Annotated in this window: 21 protein-coding genes; 20 read left to right on the forward strand and 1 reads right to left on the reverse strand. The window is 29.8% G+C overall.

The window, feature by feature from the left end; translation table 11 throughout:
- The first annotated feature begins 280 nt into the window (after positions 1–280).
- The 19 genes from PF569_10285 (at position 281) to PF569_10375 (ending at position 13,176) form a co-directional block, all read left to right on the forward strand.
- Complete coding sequence (locus PF569_10285) at positions 281–2,614, forward strand: DNA polymerase (protein MDA3856621.1); 2,334 nt, start codon at positions 281–283, stop codon at positions 2,612–2,614.
- Positions 2,601–2,762 (forward strand): hypothetical protein, encoded by a 162-nt coding sequence (locus tag PF569_10290; protein ID MDA3856622.1) that lies wholly within the window; start codon positions 2,601–2,603, stop codon positions 2,760–2,762. Before PF569_10285 ends, PF569_10290 begins: the two co-directional genes overlap by 14 nt.
- 16 nt (positions 2,763–2,778) lie before the next feature.
- Positions 2,779–3,432 carry a hypothetical protein gene (locus tag PF569_10295; GenBank protein ID MDA3856623.1) on the forward strand — a complete coding sequence of 218 codons (654 nt, stop codon included), beginning with the start codon at positions 2,779–2,781 and terminating at the stop codon, positions 3,430–3,432.
- 24 nt (positions 3,433–3,456) lie between these two features.
- Positions 3,457–4,026, forward strand: a complete 570-nt coding sequence (locus PF569_10300) for a hypothetical protein (GenBank protein MDA3856624.1) — start codon at positions 3,457–3,459, stop codon at positions 4,024–4,026.
- A gap of 40 nt (positions 4,027–4,066) precedes the next feature.
- A complete protein-coding gene (locus tag PF569_10305; protein MDA3856625.1) occupies positions 4,067–4,387 on the forward strand; it encodes a hypothetical protein in 321 nt (106 codons plus the stop codon).
- Between the two features lie 3 nt (positions 4,388–4,390).
- Complete coding sequence (locus PF569_10310; GenBank protein MDA3856626.1) at positions 4,391–5,116, forward strand: hypothetical protein; 726 nt, start codon at positions 4,391–4,393, stop codon at positions 5,114–5,116.
- On the forward strand, positions 5,113–6,180 hold the full coding sequence (locus PF569_10315) for a hypothetical protein (protein ID MDA3856627.1): 1,068 nt from the start codon (positions 5,113–5,115) through the stop codon (positions 6,178–6,180). Before PF569_10310 ends, PF569_10315 begins: the two co-directional genes overlap by 4 nt.
- Before the next feature lie 81 nt (positions 6,181–6,261).
- Positions 6,262–8,094, forward strand: coding sequence for a hypothetical protein (locus PF569_10320; GenBank protein ID MDA3856628.1), 1,833 nt, complete (start codon positions 6,262–6,264; stop codon positions 8,092–8,094).
- Between the two features lie 74 nt (positions 8,095–8,168).
- The gene (locus PF569_10325; GenBank protein ID MDA3856629.1) at positions 8,169–9,056 is read left to right on the forward strand and encodes a DUF723 domain-containing protein; all 888 of its coding nucleotides are present in this window, start codon (positions 8,169–8,171) and stop codon (positions 9,054–9,056) included.
- Between the two features lie 24 nt (positions 9,057–9,080).
- Positions 9,081–9,401 carry a hypothetical protein gene (locus PF569_10330; protein MDA3856630.1) on the forward strand — a complete coding sequence of 107 codons (321 nt, stop codon included), beginning with the start codon at positions 9,081–9,083 and terminating at the stop codon, positions 9,399–9,401.
- Between the two features lie 119 nt (positions 9,402–9,520).
- Positions 9,521–9,916: a hypothetical protein gene (locus PF569_10335; GenBank protein MDA3856631.1), complete on the forward strand. Its 396-nt coding sequence runs from the start codon at positions 9,521–9,523 to the stop codon at positions 9,914–9,916.
- 19 nt (positions 9,917–9,935) lie between these two features.
- The gene (locus PF569_10340) at positions 9,936–10,151 is read left to right on the forward strand and encodes a hypothetical protein (protein ID MDA3856632.1); all 216 of its coding nucleotides are present in this window, start codon (positions 9,936–9,938) and stop codon (positions 10,149–10,151) included.
- Positions 10,152–10,155: 4 nt separating this feature from the next.
- Positions 10,156–10,659, forward strand: a complete 504-nt coding sequence (locus PF569_10345) for a hypothetical protein (protein MDA3856633.1) — start codon at positions 10,156–10,158, stop codon at positions 10,657–10,659.
- Positions 10,660–10,851: 192 nt separating this feature from the next.
- Positions 10,852–11,067 (forward strand): hypothetical protein, encoded by a 216-nt coding sequence (locus PF569_10350; GenBank protein MDA3856634.1) that lies wholly within the window; start codon positions 10,852–10,854, stop codon positions 11,065–11,067.
- Complete coding sequence (locus tag PF569_10355) at positions 11,064–11,399, forward strand: hypothetical protein (protein ID MDA3856635.1); 336 nt, start codon at positions 11,064–11,066, stop codon at positions 11,397–11,399. The genes PF569_10350 and PF569_10355 overlap by 4 nt, the downstream gene beginning before the upstream one ends.
- Positions 11,396–12,031 carry a transglycosylase SLT domain-containing protein gene (locus PF569_10360; GenBank protein ID MDA3856636.1) on the forward strand — a complete coding sequence of 212 codons (636 nt, stop codon included), beginning with the start codon at positions 11,396–11,398 and terminating at the stop codon, positions 12,029–12,031. Before PF569_10355 ends, PF569_10360 begins: the two co-directional genes overlap by 4 nt.
- 26 nt (positions 12,032–12,057) lie before the next feature.
- Entirely contained in the window at positions 12,058–12,198 is a 141-nt protein-coding gene (locus PF569_10365; protein ID MDA3856637.1) for a hypothetical protein, read from the forward strand.
- Positions 12,199–12,215: 17 nt separating this feature from the next.
- The gene (locus PF569_10370) at positions 12,216–12,560 is read left to right on the forward strand and encodes a hypothetical protein (protein ID MDA3856638.1); all 345 of its coding nucleotides are present in this window, start codon (positions 12,216–12,218) and stop codon (positions 12,558–12,560) included.
- Positions 12,544–13,176 (forward strand): hypothetical protein, encoded by a 633-nt coding sequence (locus PF569_10375; protein MDA3856639.1) that lies wholly within the window; start codon positions 12,544–12,546, stop codon positions 13,174–13,176. The genes PF569_10370 and PF569_10375 overlap by 17 nt, the downstream gene beginning before the upstream one ends.
- Here the strand turns inward: PF569_10375 and PF569_10380 are convergent, their stop codons facing one another.
- Positions 13,177–16,323, reverse strand: a complete 3,147-nt coding sequence (locus PF569_10380) for a hypothetical protein (protein MDA3856640.1) — start codon at positions 16,321–16,323, stop codon at positions 13,177–13,179.
- 68 nt (positions 16,324–16,391) lie between these two features.
- On the opposite strand from PF569_10380, the gene PF569_10385 reads away from it, so the two are divergent.
- Positions 16,392–16,579 (forward strand): hypothetical protein (locus PF569_10385; GenBank protein ID MDA3856641.1); only part of this gene is annotated, 188 nt, incomplete at its 3' end.

Genomic DNA, 16,579 nt, shown 5'->3' on the forward strand with positions numbered 1-16,579 from the left:
GAATGTAAGTGTGGATATACTCAAGATCGAGATATCCATTCTGCAAATAATATTCTTATTGAAGGTTTAAAACAATTTGATACGGAGCGTACCAATCAAATGCTTGTGGAGAAGATGTCAGACTTAAATTATTTCATATAAGTGGTAAAATCTTGTAAAAAGTAGGAAATCTTGATATAGTTCTAAATAGTCTAAACTAGACTTAGGCTATTCACTAACCATTATAGCATAATATAAGTGAGTTATAACATTAATATATATATTAAGCAGGGGAAAAACATTGAGTGATCTATTAAATAACATTTTACAGGCTGAAGATAAAACTATCAATAATAAAAAATATCGGAGTAGGAAGAAACTTGACTCTCCTATATTATATAGTACAGGGCAACCTAGATTAACTATACTAGCTGATGTTCCATATACTGATAAACAGATATATGGAGTTAAGACTGAACTCTCAGCTATGGGATTAGATAATAATTATCAGATAGTATCAGTTCTAAAATTTAAGCCTACAGATAAGGATATAAGTAAAGATATTACAAAATTCTATACTGATAATAAATTTAATTTAGAAGAATATATCCCTGCTTTTTCTAATGTAATTACTATAGGTAGATCATTATATTCTGTAACTGAATCTGATGATGTAAATATTGAAGGATTTAAAGATACTTTACTTTGGGAAACACATTTCTTTTCTCCTGATTTAAAATGTGATATATATCCTATTGATGGTTTTCAGGAATGGTATAAAAAAGATAATTTTGAATATTTCTTTGTGAAAACTCAGATTGATTTAGCTCGAAAGAATATATGTAAAAGAAGAAGAATTCCTAAATTAAAAAAACATTATGTAGAAAATCCTAATGAATGGTTAGAAGAAAGAAAGGATTGGAAATGTAAAATGGCATGGGACTTGGAAACTAAAAGACTCCATCCATGGTTAGCTGAAGATGGAAAAATAATATGTCTTACAATAGCGTTCGATTCTAAAGAAGGTTATTATCTACCATGGGATAAAATAGATGTTGATCTTCTATCATCTTTTATGAAACCTAAAAAACATATTGGTACAAATTTGAAGTATGACCAACGGTGGTTAGTGTCCAGAGGTGTTGATTTTGATAGCCTCACTGGATTATTTTGGGATACCTTTCATGCTTCTCAGACAATCAATGAACTGCAAAGGAACGGTCTAAAATCAGATACATGGGTACATACAGAATATGGTGGTTATGATAGAGACTTAGATAGATATAAAGCTATTCATAAAGAATGTAGAAAAGACTATTCTAAAATTCCCTTTAAACTAATGTTTGAATATGCTACCCAAGATCCTATTATGTCTTTTGCTGTATGTGAAAAACAAATAGAGATGGTGGAAAGACTAGATACAATATATCCTATGGATAATGGCTGGTCTATAATGAGATATTTAAGAGAGATTAGATTTCCTTCTACAGTTATGTATTCTGATATAGAAATCAAAGGAATGATGGTTAACCTAGAACAGCTTAAAGAAAACTCTAAGGTTATTCTACAAGAAGTAGCTATTGCTGAAAAAATTGTACTGGAAGCCTTTGGTAATCCTGTATTAAAACTTAGTTCTAATGATGATCTAGGTAGATTTATAGAAAAGAATACAGATTGGAGAATAGATGAAAGAAATAAAAAAGGTATAGCACAGGTAGGTTCTCCTCAATTAACTAGATGGGTAAAACAGGGGCATGATAAAGCAAAACTAATTTTAACCTATAAAGAAAAATCTACACTTTTAAAGAACTTTGTAGGTGGTAAAGAAAAAATAGATATAACTAATAACTTAGACAATAATGATGGATTATTTAATAGCTTATTAACTAATATTGAAAGTCATACTGAGGAAGGTGAAGAAGATAATGGACTATTTCAATATGTAAGTAAAGATGGATTAATTCATGGAACCTTTATGACTATGCTTGCTAATTCACATAGAAATCGTTCACGTGATCCTAATCTACAAAATCAACCTTCTCATGGTAGTAAAGCTTTCTTTATTAGACAGGCATTTACTTGTCCTGAAGATGGTAAATTTCTTTCTTCAGACTATAGTGGATTACAGTTAAGAATTGCTGGTATTTTATCCAATGATCCAGAAATGAGAAAAGTATTCTTAGAGCTTGGTGGTGATATGCATAGTATGACAGCACAATCCACTGTATTAAATAACTCTATACCCTTTGCAGACTTTATGAGAAGAAAAGGTGAAGGAGAATCTTTTATTATTGAAGCAAGATATAGAGCTAAAGCTTGCTTTGTAGAAGGGACAAGAATATTAACAGAGGAGGGTATTCAGAATATAGAAGATATAGTACCAAAGATAGAAAAAGGAAACTTTGTTAAATATCACGGTGAAACTAAGACCATGAACAGAACCTTTTCAGAAACACCTAACTATTCTATATATAAAGAAGTAAGTGAGACTATATTATTTGAGTTGGATAATGGGGATAATATAGAAGTTACTCCTGATCACTTAATGATAGTTATTAGGGGAGATAAAGAGATTAAAGTTCCTGCTTCTGAGATTATAGATTCAGATGAGGTTATTATTTATGGTGAAAAGTAATGAAGATGCTAATGCATTAGCTAATACTAATCAAAAGAAGTTTTTTAATGGTAGTTCAAAAAAATCTAGGGATATAAAACAAGTAGACGCTACTTCAAAAATGATTAATATCTTACAAGATTCGATAGAAGAATCTCACTTTAATTGAGAAATAGAGGTAAACAATGATAAACTTAAAAAAGTATGAACGTAAGACAGGTCTTTCAAAATCTCAATTAGTTGATTTATGGAAAGAAGCAGAAGAAGTAAGTATTGCAATGTTTGGACATTCTAATAATGATGAATATACTATTGATGCTTTTGAAGACCTATTGAAAAGAAAAAAATATATGGAACAGGCTAATAAACCACAAAGTTCTATTATTAACTTCATAGAGAGTGACCAGTCTGTAGAAGATTTTCTTCAGGAATATGAGACTTCTACAAATATGTCTATTGCTACTGATAATGCAAAAATTACTAAAAAAGTAGTAAAGGATATAAGTCAAACACCTATGAAAAAGAAAGACACTGAAGATGAAAAAGAAGAGAATGATGATTTATTGTTGGGGGAAGCTGAAGAGGCACAATTAATGAGTGAAGATATCCGACCATTACTTCATCAGATAGAAAAAGTTGATACTAAGTTTTATACTGATCTAAAGATGATTGAAGTTTATATGAAGGACGGAAGTCTTTTATTAGTTAAACTTAATGATGAAGGTGATACTATCAATGAAATTTCTAGCCCTAGTGTTATGGGAGGTCTAGCTGTAGATTTAGAAAAAGTTTTAGAGGATAAAGATATTCCTTTAATTATGAGTAAACAAAGAAAATGAATATAGAAGGTAAAGGTGTTTAGGATGAAATTAACTAAGGATTATATTATTGAAGGTAAAATTATTAAAGCTGGTTCTGAGATAAATATTACTGAAGGTAAACAGGTAGGAATTTCTTATCATTTTACATGGTTCTATAGGTGTTTAGATATTCTTACTTCTAACTCTTTAATATCAGATAATATAGCTGAGATTAATGGTAAAGATCAACACTATATATCTTTAACTAGAGACTATAGTTTAAGAACACCTATGAAAACAGGTGAATGGGAAATGTGGGGTGACTGTAGAATTGTTTTAGATGGAGATAAATTATCTAATAAATATAGAGTGGTCCCTTTCTATGATAAAGATTGGCTAGGTGATAAAAGTAAATCTTATGGTATATCAGAAAGTGAAAATGCTATATTAACAAAGAGAATTGATCCTTTATCTCCTTATGTACTTCAAGTAGATATTTTAGAGAAAGTATTCCATAAGTCTATCACAGCTATGTTCTCTTTTAAATTAGATAAGGTAAATGATAATAAATATATTCATACACCTACAGGTATTATTATTAACCTTGTAGATAAGTTTAAACCTTATAGATAACTAATAACTATTTAGATATAAACAAAATAGAGGTAATATTATGAAATTAAGTAAAGATTATTTTATTGAAGGAAAATTAATTAAAGAAGGAACTGAAGTTAAAATTATTCAGGAAGAAAATAAAGAACACTCTATTAAAGAAAATCAGGAGTTTTTTAGTATTAGGAAAGCCCCTAATTATATAGACACTGGAGAGTTCTATATTATAGATAGAAACTACACTTATATTAAAAGACATTTATCGATAGAAGAAGCCCATCAAATCTATAGTGGTATAGACTCTATTCTAAGACTAAAAGATGAAGTTGAAAGGAAGTTTGATATTGAATTAGACTTAACTGCTAAAAATAATAAGAGGTAAACAATGCCAACTAGATTTTATTATGATGAAGTAAATGACAATTCTTATCTCAATACCTTTTATGCTTCTGATATAGCTTTAGAAACACATTTTGCTAATATGCTATTTAAAGGAAGTCTGGATAGGATAGTTTATGCTTCTAATGACTATGCTTTTCGTAAAAGGGCTGGATCAGTTACTTCAGATTATACAAATTTAGAGTTTCCATTCATGAACTACTATAACCCACAAGTGGTAAACCCTGATACTGATAGATTCTATTGGAATCATATTGCTAATATAGAGGGTATATATAGTTCTGAACTTGGAAGAAAGATAAGGGTAGTTCCATTAAGAATTGAATATGAATCATCGATATGGTTTAACTCGGCTTTTGATTTACAGTATGCAATGTCTAGACTCAATAATAATGATTCTAATGAAACGGTGGTATATGCTACTGTTACTACTACTGATGGACAAGATATTACTATTCCTATGTTTTTGGGGTATAACTTTTCTGATAATGTATATCAGGAAGATGATTTTTTAGAACAAAATAGAATTTACAATCAAGGAATTAATTTTACAGTGGATCTAGTTATGCTATATGATGATAGCCCTGTATCTATTACTGATGAAATTATTTTTAATTTTCTAAGTAGTAAAAATCTTGATACTAGTGATCCTATAAACTCTGATCCACAAAAGTTATTAACACAATATTTTACAGAGGGTGATTTAACATGAACATAATACAAGATTATTTAGATAATGAAAAATATACTTTAGATCAATTAACTGAATCTTTACTATTAGAAAACAAAGAGAATACCTATGATCCTAAAACTCCCTATACTGTTAGATTCTCTAAAGGGGAAGTTACGTTTGATAATCTAAATGGTGCTGGTCATGTTCCGATGAATCAAGATGTAAATTATTTTGGTTATACGATGTTTATGTATCCTATGGATTTTTTAGATCTTGCTACTCCTATGAGTGAAAAATCAGAACCTTTTATCGATCAATCTATAGGTACACCCTTCTTATTTGTGAGCTATAATGAAGAGACTGGTTTATGGGAAGTAGAAGGACATGAGGGTAGACATAGAGTATCTGCAATTATAGAATCTTTAGGTAAAGAAAGAAGAATTCCAGTACATTGTTTTATAAAGAGACATGATGATTGGAAAAAAGGTAATGTTCCCATAGAAACCTTTAGTGATACTATGATTTCTGAAAGAGGTAGTCTATATAAGTTTCGTGGTACAGTTAAAATAAAAATTGGAAAAGATAGCCCATTTATACCTATTGAATATAAAAAACCTGAAAACAAAAATAGTGATCCTCTTTATGATATTGTTAATAGCTTTTCTGAAGCAAGATCAAGAAGAAACTATAACAGACCCCCTAGAGAAGAGTTAGAAACTAATAGAGGTAAGAATAGAGATATGAACAAAGATACTTATGCTTTAAGAAGGAAAGTAATGGAGTATGTTTATAGAGCTAAAGACTTATTGAAAGATAAATTACCTAGAATTAATGTTAGGATCATAGATAGGTCAGAAGATGCAGAAAAGAGAGGGGTTTTAGGTGTTGCTGGAATGAATGAGACTGTTGTGTTATGGATACCAGCTTCTACTTTAGATGGATCTGAAGAAGAAATACACTATGTAGTTTTTCATGAGATTTTACATACTGCTTTTGGTTTAGGTCATGATGATAATAAGAAGGGACTTATGGGTAGATACATACAAAATTTATCTAATAAAGAGATTGATAAACGATTCTTAGATCATATTAATAATCTATAAATTTATAATAAACCTTTTATTTTTCTTTTAACTATATAAGTAGAAATTAAAAGAAAAATCTAATAAGAAGAGGTAAATATTATGAGTTGGAGAATTCAAACTAATTTAGTAGATAACTCAAAAACTGTTTCTTTAGAAACTGGTGCTTTGGGTTATACTTCAATAATGGCTCAAAAAGGACCAAATGTACCAGTTAAATTAGCTAATGGTGCTAGTAAAGATGCACTGGAACTTTTTGGCTATCCAAATAGCTCTTATTCTGGTGTTCAGGATGTAATTGATTATTTAGGAAGTTCAGGTGAACTCTATGTGATAGCTCCTACTAGTGGAGTTGGTGAAAAATATGGTGGTATACTGGTAAGAGAATCTGGTACAGAACAATTTGTTGTTGGTCAAGAAGAAAATGGTGATCTATTTGATTTTACTATTATTGACGCTGAAGAAACTATTGGTACAGGTGATGGTGTTGAAACTATTTTTACTGCTACAGTAGTTAACCCTACTGAATATAATAATAATACTATTGTTGTAAAGGTTGATGGTGTAGAGTTAACTACTTATGCTGTTACTGATGCTGAACCTGAAGTGATTTCTGCTGATGAATTAACCTCTGGTTCTTATACAAGAGCTACTGGTGAGATTAGTTTAGAGTTTATTAGTGCTGTAGCTGATGGTGCTATAATTACTGTAGAATATACTTATGATGCTTCTGCTGATACATACTTCGCACTGTTTGACAAATATCCTTCTCCTGATGAAGATAAAGCTGTACTTATTACCGATGTAGATAGTACAGGAACTTTTTCAGTAGCTGTATATCTTAAAGATGCTAATGGAAATTGGTATGAAAAATCTGATTCACCTTTAATTCTTTCAGTGGTAGCTGGTGCTAAAGATGCTTCTGGTGTAAATATTGATGCCGAGGTTGTATTAGAAGATAATAACTTTTTTGCTGTTCAGGTTAATAATAGAACCTTTACTACATTTACTGAGGACACTACCTATGTTACTCTAAAAGGTGGTAATCGTGGTGATGATCCTGATGATGCTGATCTTGCTAGTGGTTATACTTTTGCACAAGATGAAAATACTTATCCTGTTAATCTCTTCTTTGATACTACTGCTGAAGGAACTGTAGCTACTGTTTTGGAAACAATCAGAAATAACTATAATAAATATGCTAGAATTATTCTTCCTACTATTAGTCAGACTCCTACTGCTCATTTAGCTGAGCCTTCTATTTCAAAAAATAGTATTGATGATCGAGGTATTTATTTTTATGTTTTACATTGGGGTATTCATAAAGATTTATATAATGGTTCTTCTTTCCTATGTTCTAATATGGGTTTAATTGCTGGTAAACACGCTGATATTATTCAGAATGGTTATGGTGGTTATAGTCCATCATGGATTGATGAAGCTGGCTTTGGTGGTCAGTTAGGATCAAGTATTATATCGTTTACTTATGGTGCTACTGAAGATGAACTAAGACAATTACAGACTGTTAGACTTAATCCAGTAGTCAAAGATTTTAATTATGGTTCTATTATTAAGGCTTCTAGGACTTCTTTAAGTGTAGAAAGCGATTATAGCTATATTGAACACTCGGGTCTTGCTGATTATATTCTTAGAACTGCTGTTAAACAAATCTTTCCCTTTGTAATCAAAAAGCCTAATGATAACGCTCATAGGGCACAGGTTCAAGCTTCTTTACAGACACTAGGTTCTACAGTAGGTATACTATTGGATGATTTTGTAAGTAAGTGTGATAGATATAATAATACGGATGAAATATTAAACCAGAAGAAGTTTGTAGCTACTCTTGGTGTAAGATTCACCCCATTTTCAAAGCTTATAAAATTTAATCTCGTTAACAGTAGATTTGGTTTAGACATTGAAGAATCTATTGCCTAATTAACTAAAATATTAAAGAGAGAAGATATAATAACAATATCTTCTCTCTTTTTGAACCTAAACAAGGAGATATAATGCAGAATAATGATGTTCAACTATTAAAAATAACTTTTATAGAAAAAGCAAAAAATTTATTTCAGGATAGATTTGATTATTCTTTGATAGAAGACTATAAAAATTATTTTACTCCTATTAAACTAAAATGTAAAAAGCATAAAAAAGATTTTATAGTTAAACCTACTAACCACATTAATGCAAAATATAATACAGGTGCTTGTCCTGAGTGTCAGCAATATAGTATAGATAAAAGAAAAAAAGAAAGAGGAAAACATATATTTATTACTAAAGCTAAAGAAAAATTTGGTAATAAATATGACTATAGTTTAGTTGATTATCTAAATGATAAAACTCCTGTAAAAATAGTATGTCCTGAACATGGAATATTTGAATATACTCCTCATCAACATATACATACTCATCATGGTTGTCCACAGTGTGCATTAATAATAAGATCAAGTCGAAAAACAAAAACAAAAGAACAATTTATTAAGGAAGCAAAAGAAATACATGGAAATGATTATGATTATTCTAAAGTAGATTATATAAATTGTGATAAAAAAATAAAAATTTATTGTAAAAGATGTAAGAAGTATTTTTATATGACTCCAACTTCACATATATCTAATAAGCAAGGGTGTGGTCACTGTCGATACGAACGAAGAAAACAACATAATTTAGTTTCAGTAGAAGAATTTATTATAAAAAGTAATAAAGAACATAATAATGAATATGATTATAGTCTAGTAGATTTTAAGGTACTTACTGAAAAAGTACAGATTAAATGTAAAAAACATAACTATATTTTCTGGCAGATAGCTTCTAACCACATGAACAATGGTGCTAGATGCCCTAAATGTAATAATACTATATCTAAAAATGAATATAAGATTGAGTTATTTTAAAAAAAAATAGGTATATATCACGAAATGCAAAAGACTTTTGAAGATTGTAAAAAGATTAATGTTCTACCTTTTGATTTTTCAATATATAAAGACAAATCTAAAGAAAACTTATTAGGACTTATAGAATATGATGGTGAACAACATTTTCATGAAGTAACTATTTTTGGTTCCTTAGATAGAATAAAAGAGAATGACTTAATTAAAACAAATTATTGTAAAGAAAAAAATATACCTTTATTAAGAATATCTTATTTGGAACAGAATAATATAGAAAATATGATTACAACCTTTTTAAAAGACAGTAACTATTATAATAAGAAAAATAAATTATTGATTGAGAGGTAAATAATATGTCTATAAAAATTATACAACAATTCACTGAAGATGCTTTAGCTAACCAGTTTGAATTAACTCTTCCACCTTTTCCTGGTGTAAGGGATTTAGCACAAACCAATTTAAGGTTATTGACGATTGATATTCCTGAGTATTCTATTGGTCTATATGAAATTACAAAGAATGGTACTAAATTTCAAAGACGTTCTGGAATGTCTGAAGTGCCTACAGAGTTCTCATTCTCCTTTAGAGTAGATAGGAACTATGATATTTATCTAGGTTTTTTAACTTGGTTACGTTTGTGTAGGGACTCTGTTACTGGTGTAATGGCTCCTGAAAGTGTTATCAGATTTCCTATTTCTGTAGCTCCTGTGGATACTGGTGGAAATCAACTTTCTAACGGTTGGATTTTTCAAGGGTGTTTTCCTTCTAATATGTCTGGATTAACTTTTGATGAAGACTCTGGTGATCCTTTGACTGTAGATATAACCATGCAAATGCTAGGTTATGACCCTGTAATACTGTAAGTTAAAAGAGGATATTCTTATGCCTATACCTAAACCAGAAAAAGACGAAAAAAAGAATGATTTTATTAGTCGCTGTATGAAAAAGATAGGTAATGAATATCCTCAAAAACAGGCTCTTGCTATATGTTATAATGCTTGGGAAAATAAAAAAGAATCCTTTGATAATAAAATTAAAGGGTTCTTAAATGATAACTATACCGTAGAGGAATTAATTAAACATCTATTGGAGGAATAACTAAGTGAGTCTACAAGATATTCTTGAACAAAGAACCCATGAATGGAAACAAAAAAACTTTGATATCCACATAGACATGGTAGGAAATGAAGTCAATGCTATAGCTTTAACAGAACAAGAAATAAATCATTATGGAGATGTAGAAATAACTCTAGGAACTAATGATATTATTACTGCTTATATTGATTTTCCTGATAATGAAATACCTATAACTTTTGAAACTGCTAATCAAACAGAATCTCATTTTCATCTATATGATGTTCTTCCTATAGAAGGATATTTTAAATTTGTAGATAGTGTTAAAGTAGGACAAATTATTATATTTAAGGTGAACTTACCTAACAGTGACAATACAAATAAACAACTAATAGCTCTACAAATTTTAAAGCCTAGAGTGAGAGCTATGAAATATGTCACTTGGAGAAAATTTACTTTAGCACCTTATACTCTACCTATAGAGAAATATCCAGAACTTAAAACTATTTTAGATGATTTATTAGCTTCTTAACTGTGAATTAAGTAGCTATGTTTATAGTTGATAGGTAGTTTAAGCGATAAAAAGATAAATAATCTTTTTATACTGGGAAAATGCTATGTAAAGAGTAATTCCTTTAATAGTGATGTTAGTTCAAATCTAGCCCTATCAGATACTTGACAATATCTTCCTCATTCATTATACTACTATGAGGTGGCATAAATAGTGTATAAACATATAAAACATAAAAATAATAATTGTGCTATATTTGATGAATCTGGACAACAGCTTTCAGATTGGTGGTATGATATTTACCTTGAGGGATTAGTTGATGGAACTTCCAGTGAATATAGAATTTGTTCAGAAGAAGGTGAAAGAAGAACACTAATTTTTGATAGAACAAAATTTATCATGGATCAACTAAAGGAAAAAATGAAATGAAATATAATATAAGAATAAATGACGATGAAAAAAAAGCAATTTTTGATGAAACTGGAAAACAAATTTCAGATTGGTGGTATGTTGTTTATCCAGATGGTTTAGTTAATGAACAATCTGATTTTTATATTGTTCTAAATGATAATGATCAAGAAGCAATTTTTCATAAATCAGGAATTCAAATTTCAGAGTGGTGGGTATATATATATACTCTTGGATTAATTAGTGGAACCTCCAATGAATATATAGTAGACACTAAAATAAATAAATATAAAACCTTGACTTTTGATAGAACAAAGTTTATCATGAATCAAATAAAGGAGAAATTAAAATGAATAATATTAGAAAAATGATGGTGCTAGCTTTTTATATTATAAGCTTTCTACTACTACTAGCTATGGTAGCTTTTGGTTTAAATAATATAACTAATGTAGAAGAATCAGAACTACAAAATGATTCAGAGTTAACTATATCTACACTCTCTTATTCTCAGACTTTTATAGCGGTAATACCTGAAGAATATCAAGAGATTGTTATAGATTTACATTATCGATATCCGATTGTTCCATTAGAATATATCTATGGTATTATTACTGTAGAGTCTAAGTGGGATCATACTACAGTGAGTAATCAAAATAGTAATGGTACTTATGATTATGGACTAGTACAGGCTAATTCACAGTATATAGACTATTTTGGTGAAACATTCTTTGATGGAGAGTTTGACCCTTTTTGTCCTGAGCAATCTATTGAATTTTGTTTTATGTATATGGACAGTTTAATTAATAGATTAAACTATGATATGAAAGGTGCGGTTATGTCATATAATATTGGTATAAATGCTTATCTTGCTGGTAATAAATTAGAACAGGGGGAATACTACTATGGTAAAGTAATAAGGGAGATTGAAAATTATTCTGTAAGTTCAGAAAGCCTTATTAATCTGGCTTTAACTATTCAAAGGTAAACTAAAAAAAGAGAGGTTTAAATAAAGTGAGATCTTCCAAACAAGAAGTAGAAACTGAAGTGGTAGTAGAACTACAATTATGTAGTGTTTGTGATAAAGAACTAGACGATAGTGAATATGATCTATGTGATATTTGTGAAGAGATTTATTATGAGTGGGATTATTAAAATCTATGGAGGTAGATATGGAAGCAAAGCATAACAGCTTAAAAGAAGTTCCTAAGTATTTTGCTAAAAGTAAAAGACAAATGGAAAAAGATATTATTAGATATTTCTATAATAAGGAACAAACTGATAAAATTGTTCAAGGGGAGTTCTATATGCTCCTTAAAGAAATGCAGGGATATATAGATAGACTTGTAGTAGAACAAGAACAAGCCTTAGTAGATGATTTTAATATTGTTGAAAATACTATTTATCTTAATGACTATAAAAAGAAAATTTTCTATGATGATGAAGCAAAATGGATTTTTATTAGTGATATGAACAGTAAAGATTTTAGGAAAATGGTAGATGAAAGGAATAGCTAGACCTTTCCCTGATAGAGGTTACTATATGGGAAACCCTCTGGAAACAGGGGGTACTTCCATTCAGGGTAGTGTTGCTCCAGCTATAAGATTCTTATATGAAAAAGGTTATTTTAATAATAAAACTGTATTAGACTATGGTGCTGGTAAATATGGTAGAAATGCTGAGTTTCTTAGAGAACAAGGTTTAACCGTATATGCCTATGACCCTTATAATGGTAGCTCCTGTGATGGTTATGAAATAGGATGTGTTTCTAACAGTCTACCTAAAGAGAAGTTTGATATTGGATTTACTTCTTTTGTACTGAATGTAGTTCCTATTGAGATTGAAAAAGACATTATTGCTGATGTAGAAAAAGTATGTAAAGAAGTATTCCATACTACAAGGAATAAAGATATTTTTGAATCTATTAAAAATGCAGTAATTAGAAAAAATAAACTGATAATGAGCTATATTGAAAATGAATATAAATATCCTGTAGAAGATGATACAGCTATTTTAGACCTATGTTATTTTGGTGTTCAAACTGCAAGTGGTTTTCAAAGAATTCCTGAGACAGAAAAGCTTGGATACAAACTTATTAAAAATACTTCTGGATATAAAATCTATCAGAAATAGTTAAACCAAGCTATACATTCCTTTGATTTTATCTTTCATCATAGCCTTGCTTACATTTCTGTTTGTAAGGCTTTCTTCACTATATATATACCTTGGGGATTTAGACCCATACATCACAGCTAGTTCTACTGAAGCTACTACAGCATCACTGATATCTTTTGCATAATATCCTATCCTTGATATATCCCATTCAGTTGATGCATTGGTGGAGTCTATAGTACCTATAAGATGATCTATTTTCTTCTTCTTTGCCCTTGGTGTTTCTACAATTCTAAGAGATTTTAGATTGTTCTTCATATAGATATTTCTACCCATTTTAACTCTATTCTGTTCCATCAGTGATACATAATTTAGATAAGGACTCATAGTAATATCTACAGATAGATTTTCTACATTAAATCCATGAAGCTTTAAATACTGTATTGTAGGCTCTGAACTGAATCGGTCAAAACTTATACAGCCTATCTTGATATTTCCATATCTTCTAAGATCATGAATAAAGAGTTTTATTGCATCCATATTAATTCTTTTTTTATTTGGGGGTATAGCTAGGGTAAAATCTGTTACATAAACTAATTCTCCATCATTATTAATCTCTACATGACTCATAGCAATTCCAGTAGTATCTCCCGATATAGATTGGTCCACACTTACATATCTAGTAGCATTAGGGTATCTATAAAACTCATATTTCTCTTTTGAAGATTTAATAAAGAACTTATTCTTAACCTGTTCCCATATTAATCCTTCAGGGTTAACATCAGAAGGTGCTTTAATCCCCAAATAAATATTTCTTAAACTATCATTAAAAAGGTTATCTAATATTATATTATTTCTAATTAATACATCATCCCCTCCCATTGGAACACCTCCATAGTCACGAATAGTTTCTTTTAGTCTAGTTTCTGCTTGCTGTCTTAGGTCTTCAGGAATATGAATAATTTCATCATCATGGAAATCTTTTAATTCATTAGGGCTAATTATTCTAGGGTCTTTTGATCCTGATCCTATATAAGCAGGGATAGATAGACCTTGCTCATGGAATAAAGGATAATCAGGTTTAAAGCTACTCATATCCCATTGTGATCCTGTTACCATATAGTAGTTATTATATTTAATAGGGTCTTTCCTTATTGTATTCCAGACATAGTTTTCTATAGGGAGAGTTCTATCATGAGGAGAAGAGTCTAATACTGTTCTACCTAGAGGGTGTCCATGTAATCGTGAATATACACGGTCAATAGCTTTCTGATAAACTGTTAAAGCTTCTTCAGGTGATTTATTAGCTTCACTATAGAAATTCATCTCTGATAATGTTACCAGTGGAGTAGATAAACCTAATAAACGAGAGAGTGATGAAGTTACTTTTACATTTAGATCACCTACAGTCATGAAGTTTGTTGACCCTGCTGTAGTCCAGTATATTTGAGATGAATCATTTTTTCTTTTTCTATTCATTTGATCTAGGGTTTGACACCTTGAAAACTTAGGGGATGATACCATCATATTCTGTAATATTTCAGCTAATACTTCTTTAACTTTATTTTCAGTAAATGATATAAATACAATAGCTAGATTAGTAGCTGAAGATTGCCCTAATAATTTTTTTACATCTCTACAGTGATATAAAACATACATCTCATAGAGAGATATCAGAGAGGTTGCAAACGAATTATGAGTAACAGTATAATCATCCGTTAAATATAAATGATCTTCATCATCTAATGAAATACATTGTGCATAATTATCTTCTATTCTTTTGATATCTATTATAGCAAGATTTTGAGTAGTATTTCTGGTACTTCTACTAAACTTTTCATTTAGTCTATCCTGTTTTCTATTAAGTCGGAAAACAGGGAAATCACTATTAGGTAGATGAACGGATACTGTATAATTTATATGATTATGATTTACTTCTTTTCTATCTCTTCTATCAGATTCAGATAAAGAAGCAATTCCACCCAAAGATCGTATTAACTGTTGAACATCATTAGCTAGTTTTAAACTGGTGGTAGAAAATTGTAGTCTTCTACCTCCAATAGCTACACTTCCATCAGTGTCCATTAATCCTTGTAGTAAATCTATTCTATTTTCTACAGAGTCATATAGATATTCACTAGGAATAAACTTTTCATGGCTTCTTTTATCAAATAGACTAAGTTGTCTTAATTCATCTTTTATGTCATTAGTAGGGTAATGTAAATCACCTTCTCTTACTAGAATATACTGTATAGGATTTATAGTAGGTCTTAATCTATAGCCCTCTGGTAGGTCATTAGTACAACTCTCTAATATCTCTGAATCAATGGTAGTTAGTCTTATTGCATTTCCTTTAATCATACTACCATCCCCTATTAAACATCCTAATAGGTAGGGCTTAATATAATGAGATTTTTCATTATGATCTACAGGTTTTGTTAAAGGTATTTTCCATTTAGGTTCTTTTCTATTATTTTTTCTATAGAGTCCTAAGTCTAATATTTCTTTAGTAGTTTTTATTGACCAATTTGGAGTTGCTTTTATATCTCCTTTCTTTTTCCAATTAGAACAATACACTTTCCATAAATGATCTTTATCTGCAATTACTTTTCTTCCATCTTTAAAAATAAGTTCATATAATTCTCTTTTACCTTCTTGTGGAAATATAGCTTTAACTTTAGCTGTTTTACCATTAGGAGTACATACTTCTTGTCCTATTTTTATATCACCCATTCTAGTATACCCTTCAGGAGTATATACTAAAGAGTCAAGGGATTGTGCTTTTCCAGAACCTATACTTTGAGCTAGTATAGCATTTCTATAGGGCTTAGAGAAGTCAAAGAACTCCGTTAATACTTTTCTAACTTCAGGGAATAAAGACTCAGCTACCGATCCTATATATTCAGTAGTAAGGAATTCTTTAATGGTAGGGGGTTTTGTTCTATAGATAAGTTTCCATGAAGAAAATACTAAATCTCTTTTTTTATCTTCTGTTAAACTAGGGTTTCCTTTAATTGAATTAAAAGCTTTTGCCAGTGCATAATAATCAGCATTAGAGAAATCATGTTCTTTCATTACTTTTTCAAGATAATCCATATCATCTTCTGGGTGTACTAGTATATCCTTTGTTATATCTTTTAAGTTTGCTTGATTTATTATGTCACTCATTAACCTACTGTCTCCCTTACTAACTATATATAGTAGAATAGTTACAAAATTTAGAGGTGGTATATAGTATGAATTTAATACAGGAGTTTCTAGATAATAAACAATATAATATAGACTCCCTATTGATTGACTTAGTAGAAAAGAAAGATCATTTAATCAATAAAATTCCTTCTTTATCTCAGGAACAGAAAGATGAAATTATTGCTCACTTTCAAAAGTTCCCTCATTTAGAAAATAAGATAGATTGGAATAATCT

This window comes from Candidatus Woesearchaeota archaeon, from assembly GCA_027858315.1.
GTDB lineage: Archaea > Nanobdellota > Nanobdellia > Woesearchaeales > UBA583 > UBA583.

Coding starts and splice junctions, on each gene's coding strand:
- PF569_10295 (MDA3856623.1), top strand. CDS start 2,779: ATGATAAACTTAAAAAAGTATGAACGTAAGACAGGTCTTTCAAAATCT.
- PF569_10340 (MDA3856632.1), top strand. CDS start 9,936: ATGCCTATACCTAAACCAGAAAAAGACGAAAAAAAGAATGATTTTATT.
- PF569_10375 (MDA3856639.1), top strand. CDS start 12,544: ATGAAAGGAATAGCTAGACCTTTCCCTGATAGAGGTTACTATATGGGA.
- PF569_10315 (MDA3856627.1), top strand. CDS start 5,113: ATGAACATAATACAAGATTATTTAGATAATGAAAAATATACTTTAGAT.
- PF569_10380 (MDA3856640.1), bottom strand. CDS start 16,323: ATGAGTGACATAATAAATCAAGCAAACTTAAAAGATATAACAAAGGAT.
- PF569_10370 (MDA3856638.1), top strand. CDS start 12,216: ATGGAAGCAAAGCATAACAGCTTAAAAGAAGTTCCTAAGTATTTTGCT.
- PF569_10355 (MDA3856635.1), top strand. CDS start 11,064: ATGAAATATAATATAAGAATAAATGACGATGAAAAAAAAGCAATTTTT.
- PF569_10320 (MDA3856628.1), top strand. CDS start 6,262: ATGAGTTGGAGAATTCAAACTAATTTAGTAGATAACTCAAAAACTGTT.
- PF569_10325 (MDA3856629.1), top strand. CDS start 8,169: ATGCAGAATAATGATGTTCAACTATTAAAAATAACTTTTATAGAAAAA.
- PF569_10300 (MDA3856624.1), top strand. CDS start 3,457: ATGAAATTAACTAAGGATTATATTATTGAAGGTAAAATTATTAAAGCT.
- PF569_10305 (MDA3856625.1), top strand. CDS start 4,067: ATGAAATTAAGTAAAGATTATTTTATTGAAGGAAAATTAATTAAAGAA.
- PF569_10360 (MDA3856636.1), top strand. CDS start 11,396: ATGAATAATATTAGAAAAATGATGGTGCTAGCTTTTTATATTATAAGC.
- PF569_10290 (MDA3856622.1), top strand. CDS start 2,601: ATGGTGAAAAGTAATGAAGATGCTAATGCATTAGCTAATACTAATCAA.
- PF569_10330 (MDA3856630.1), top strand. CDS start 9,081: ATGCAAAAGACTTTTGAAGATTGTAAAAAGATTAATGTTCTACCTTTT.
- PF569_10310 (MDA3856626.1), top strand. CDS start 4,391: ATGCCAACTAGATTTTATTATGATGAAGTAAATGACAATTCTTATCTC.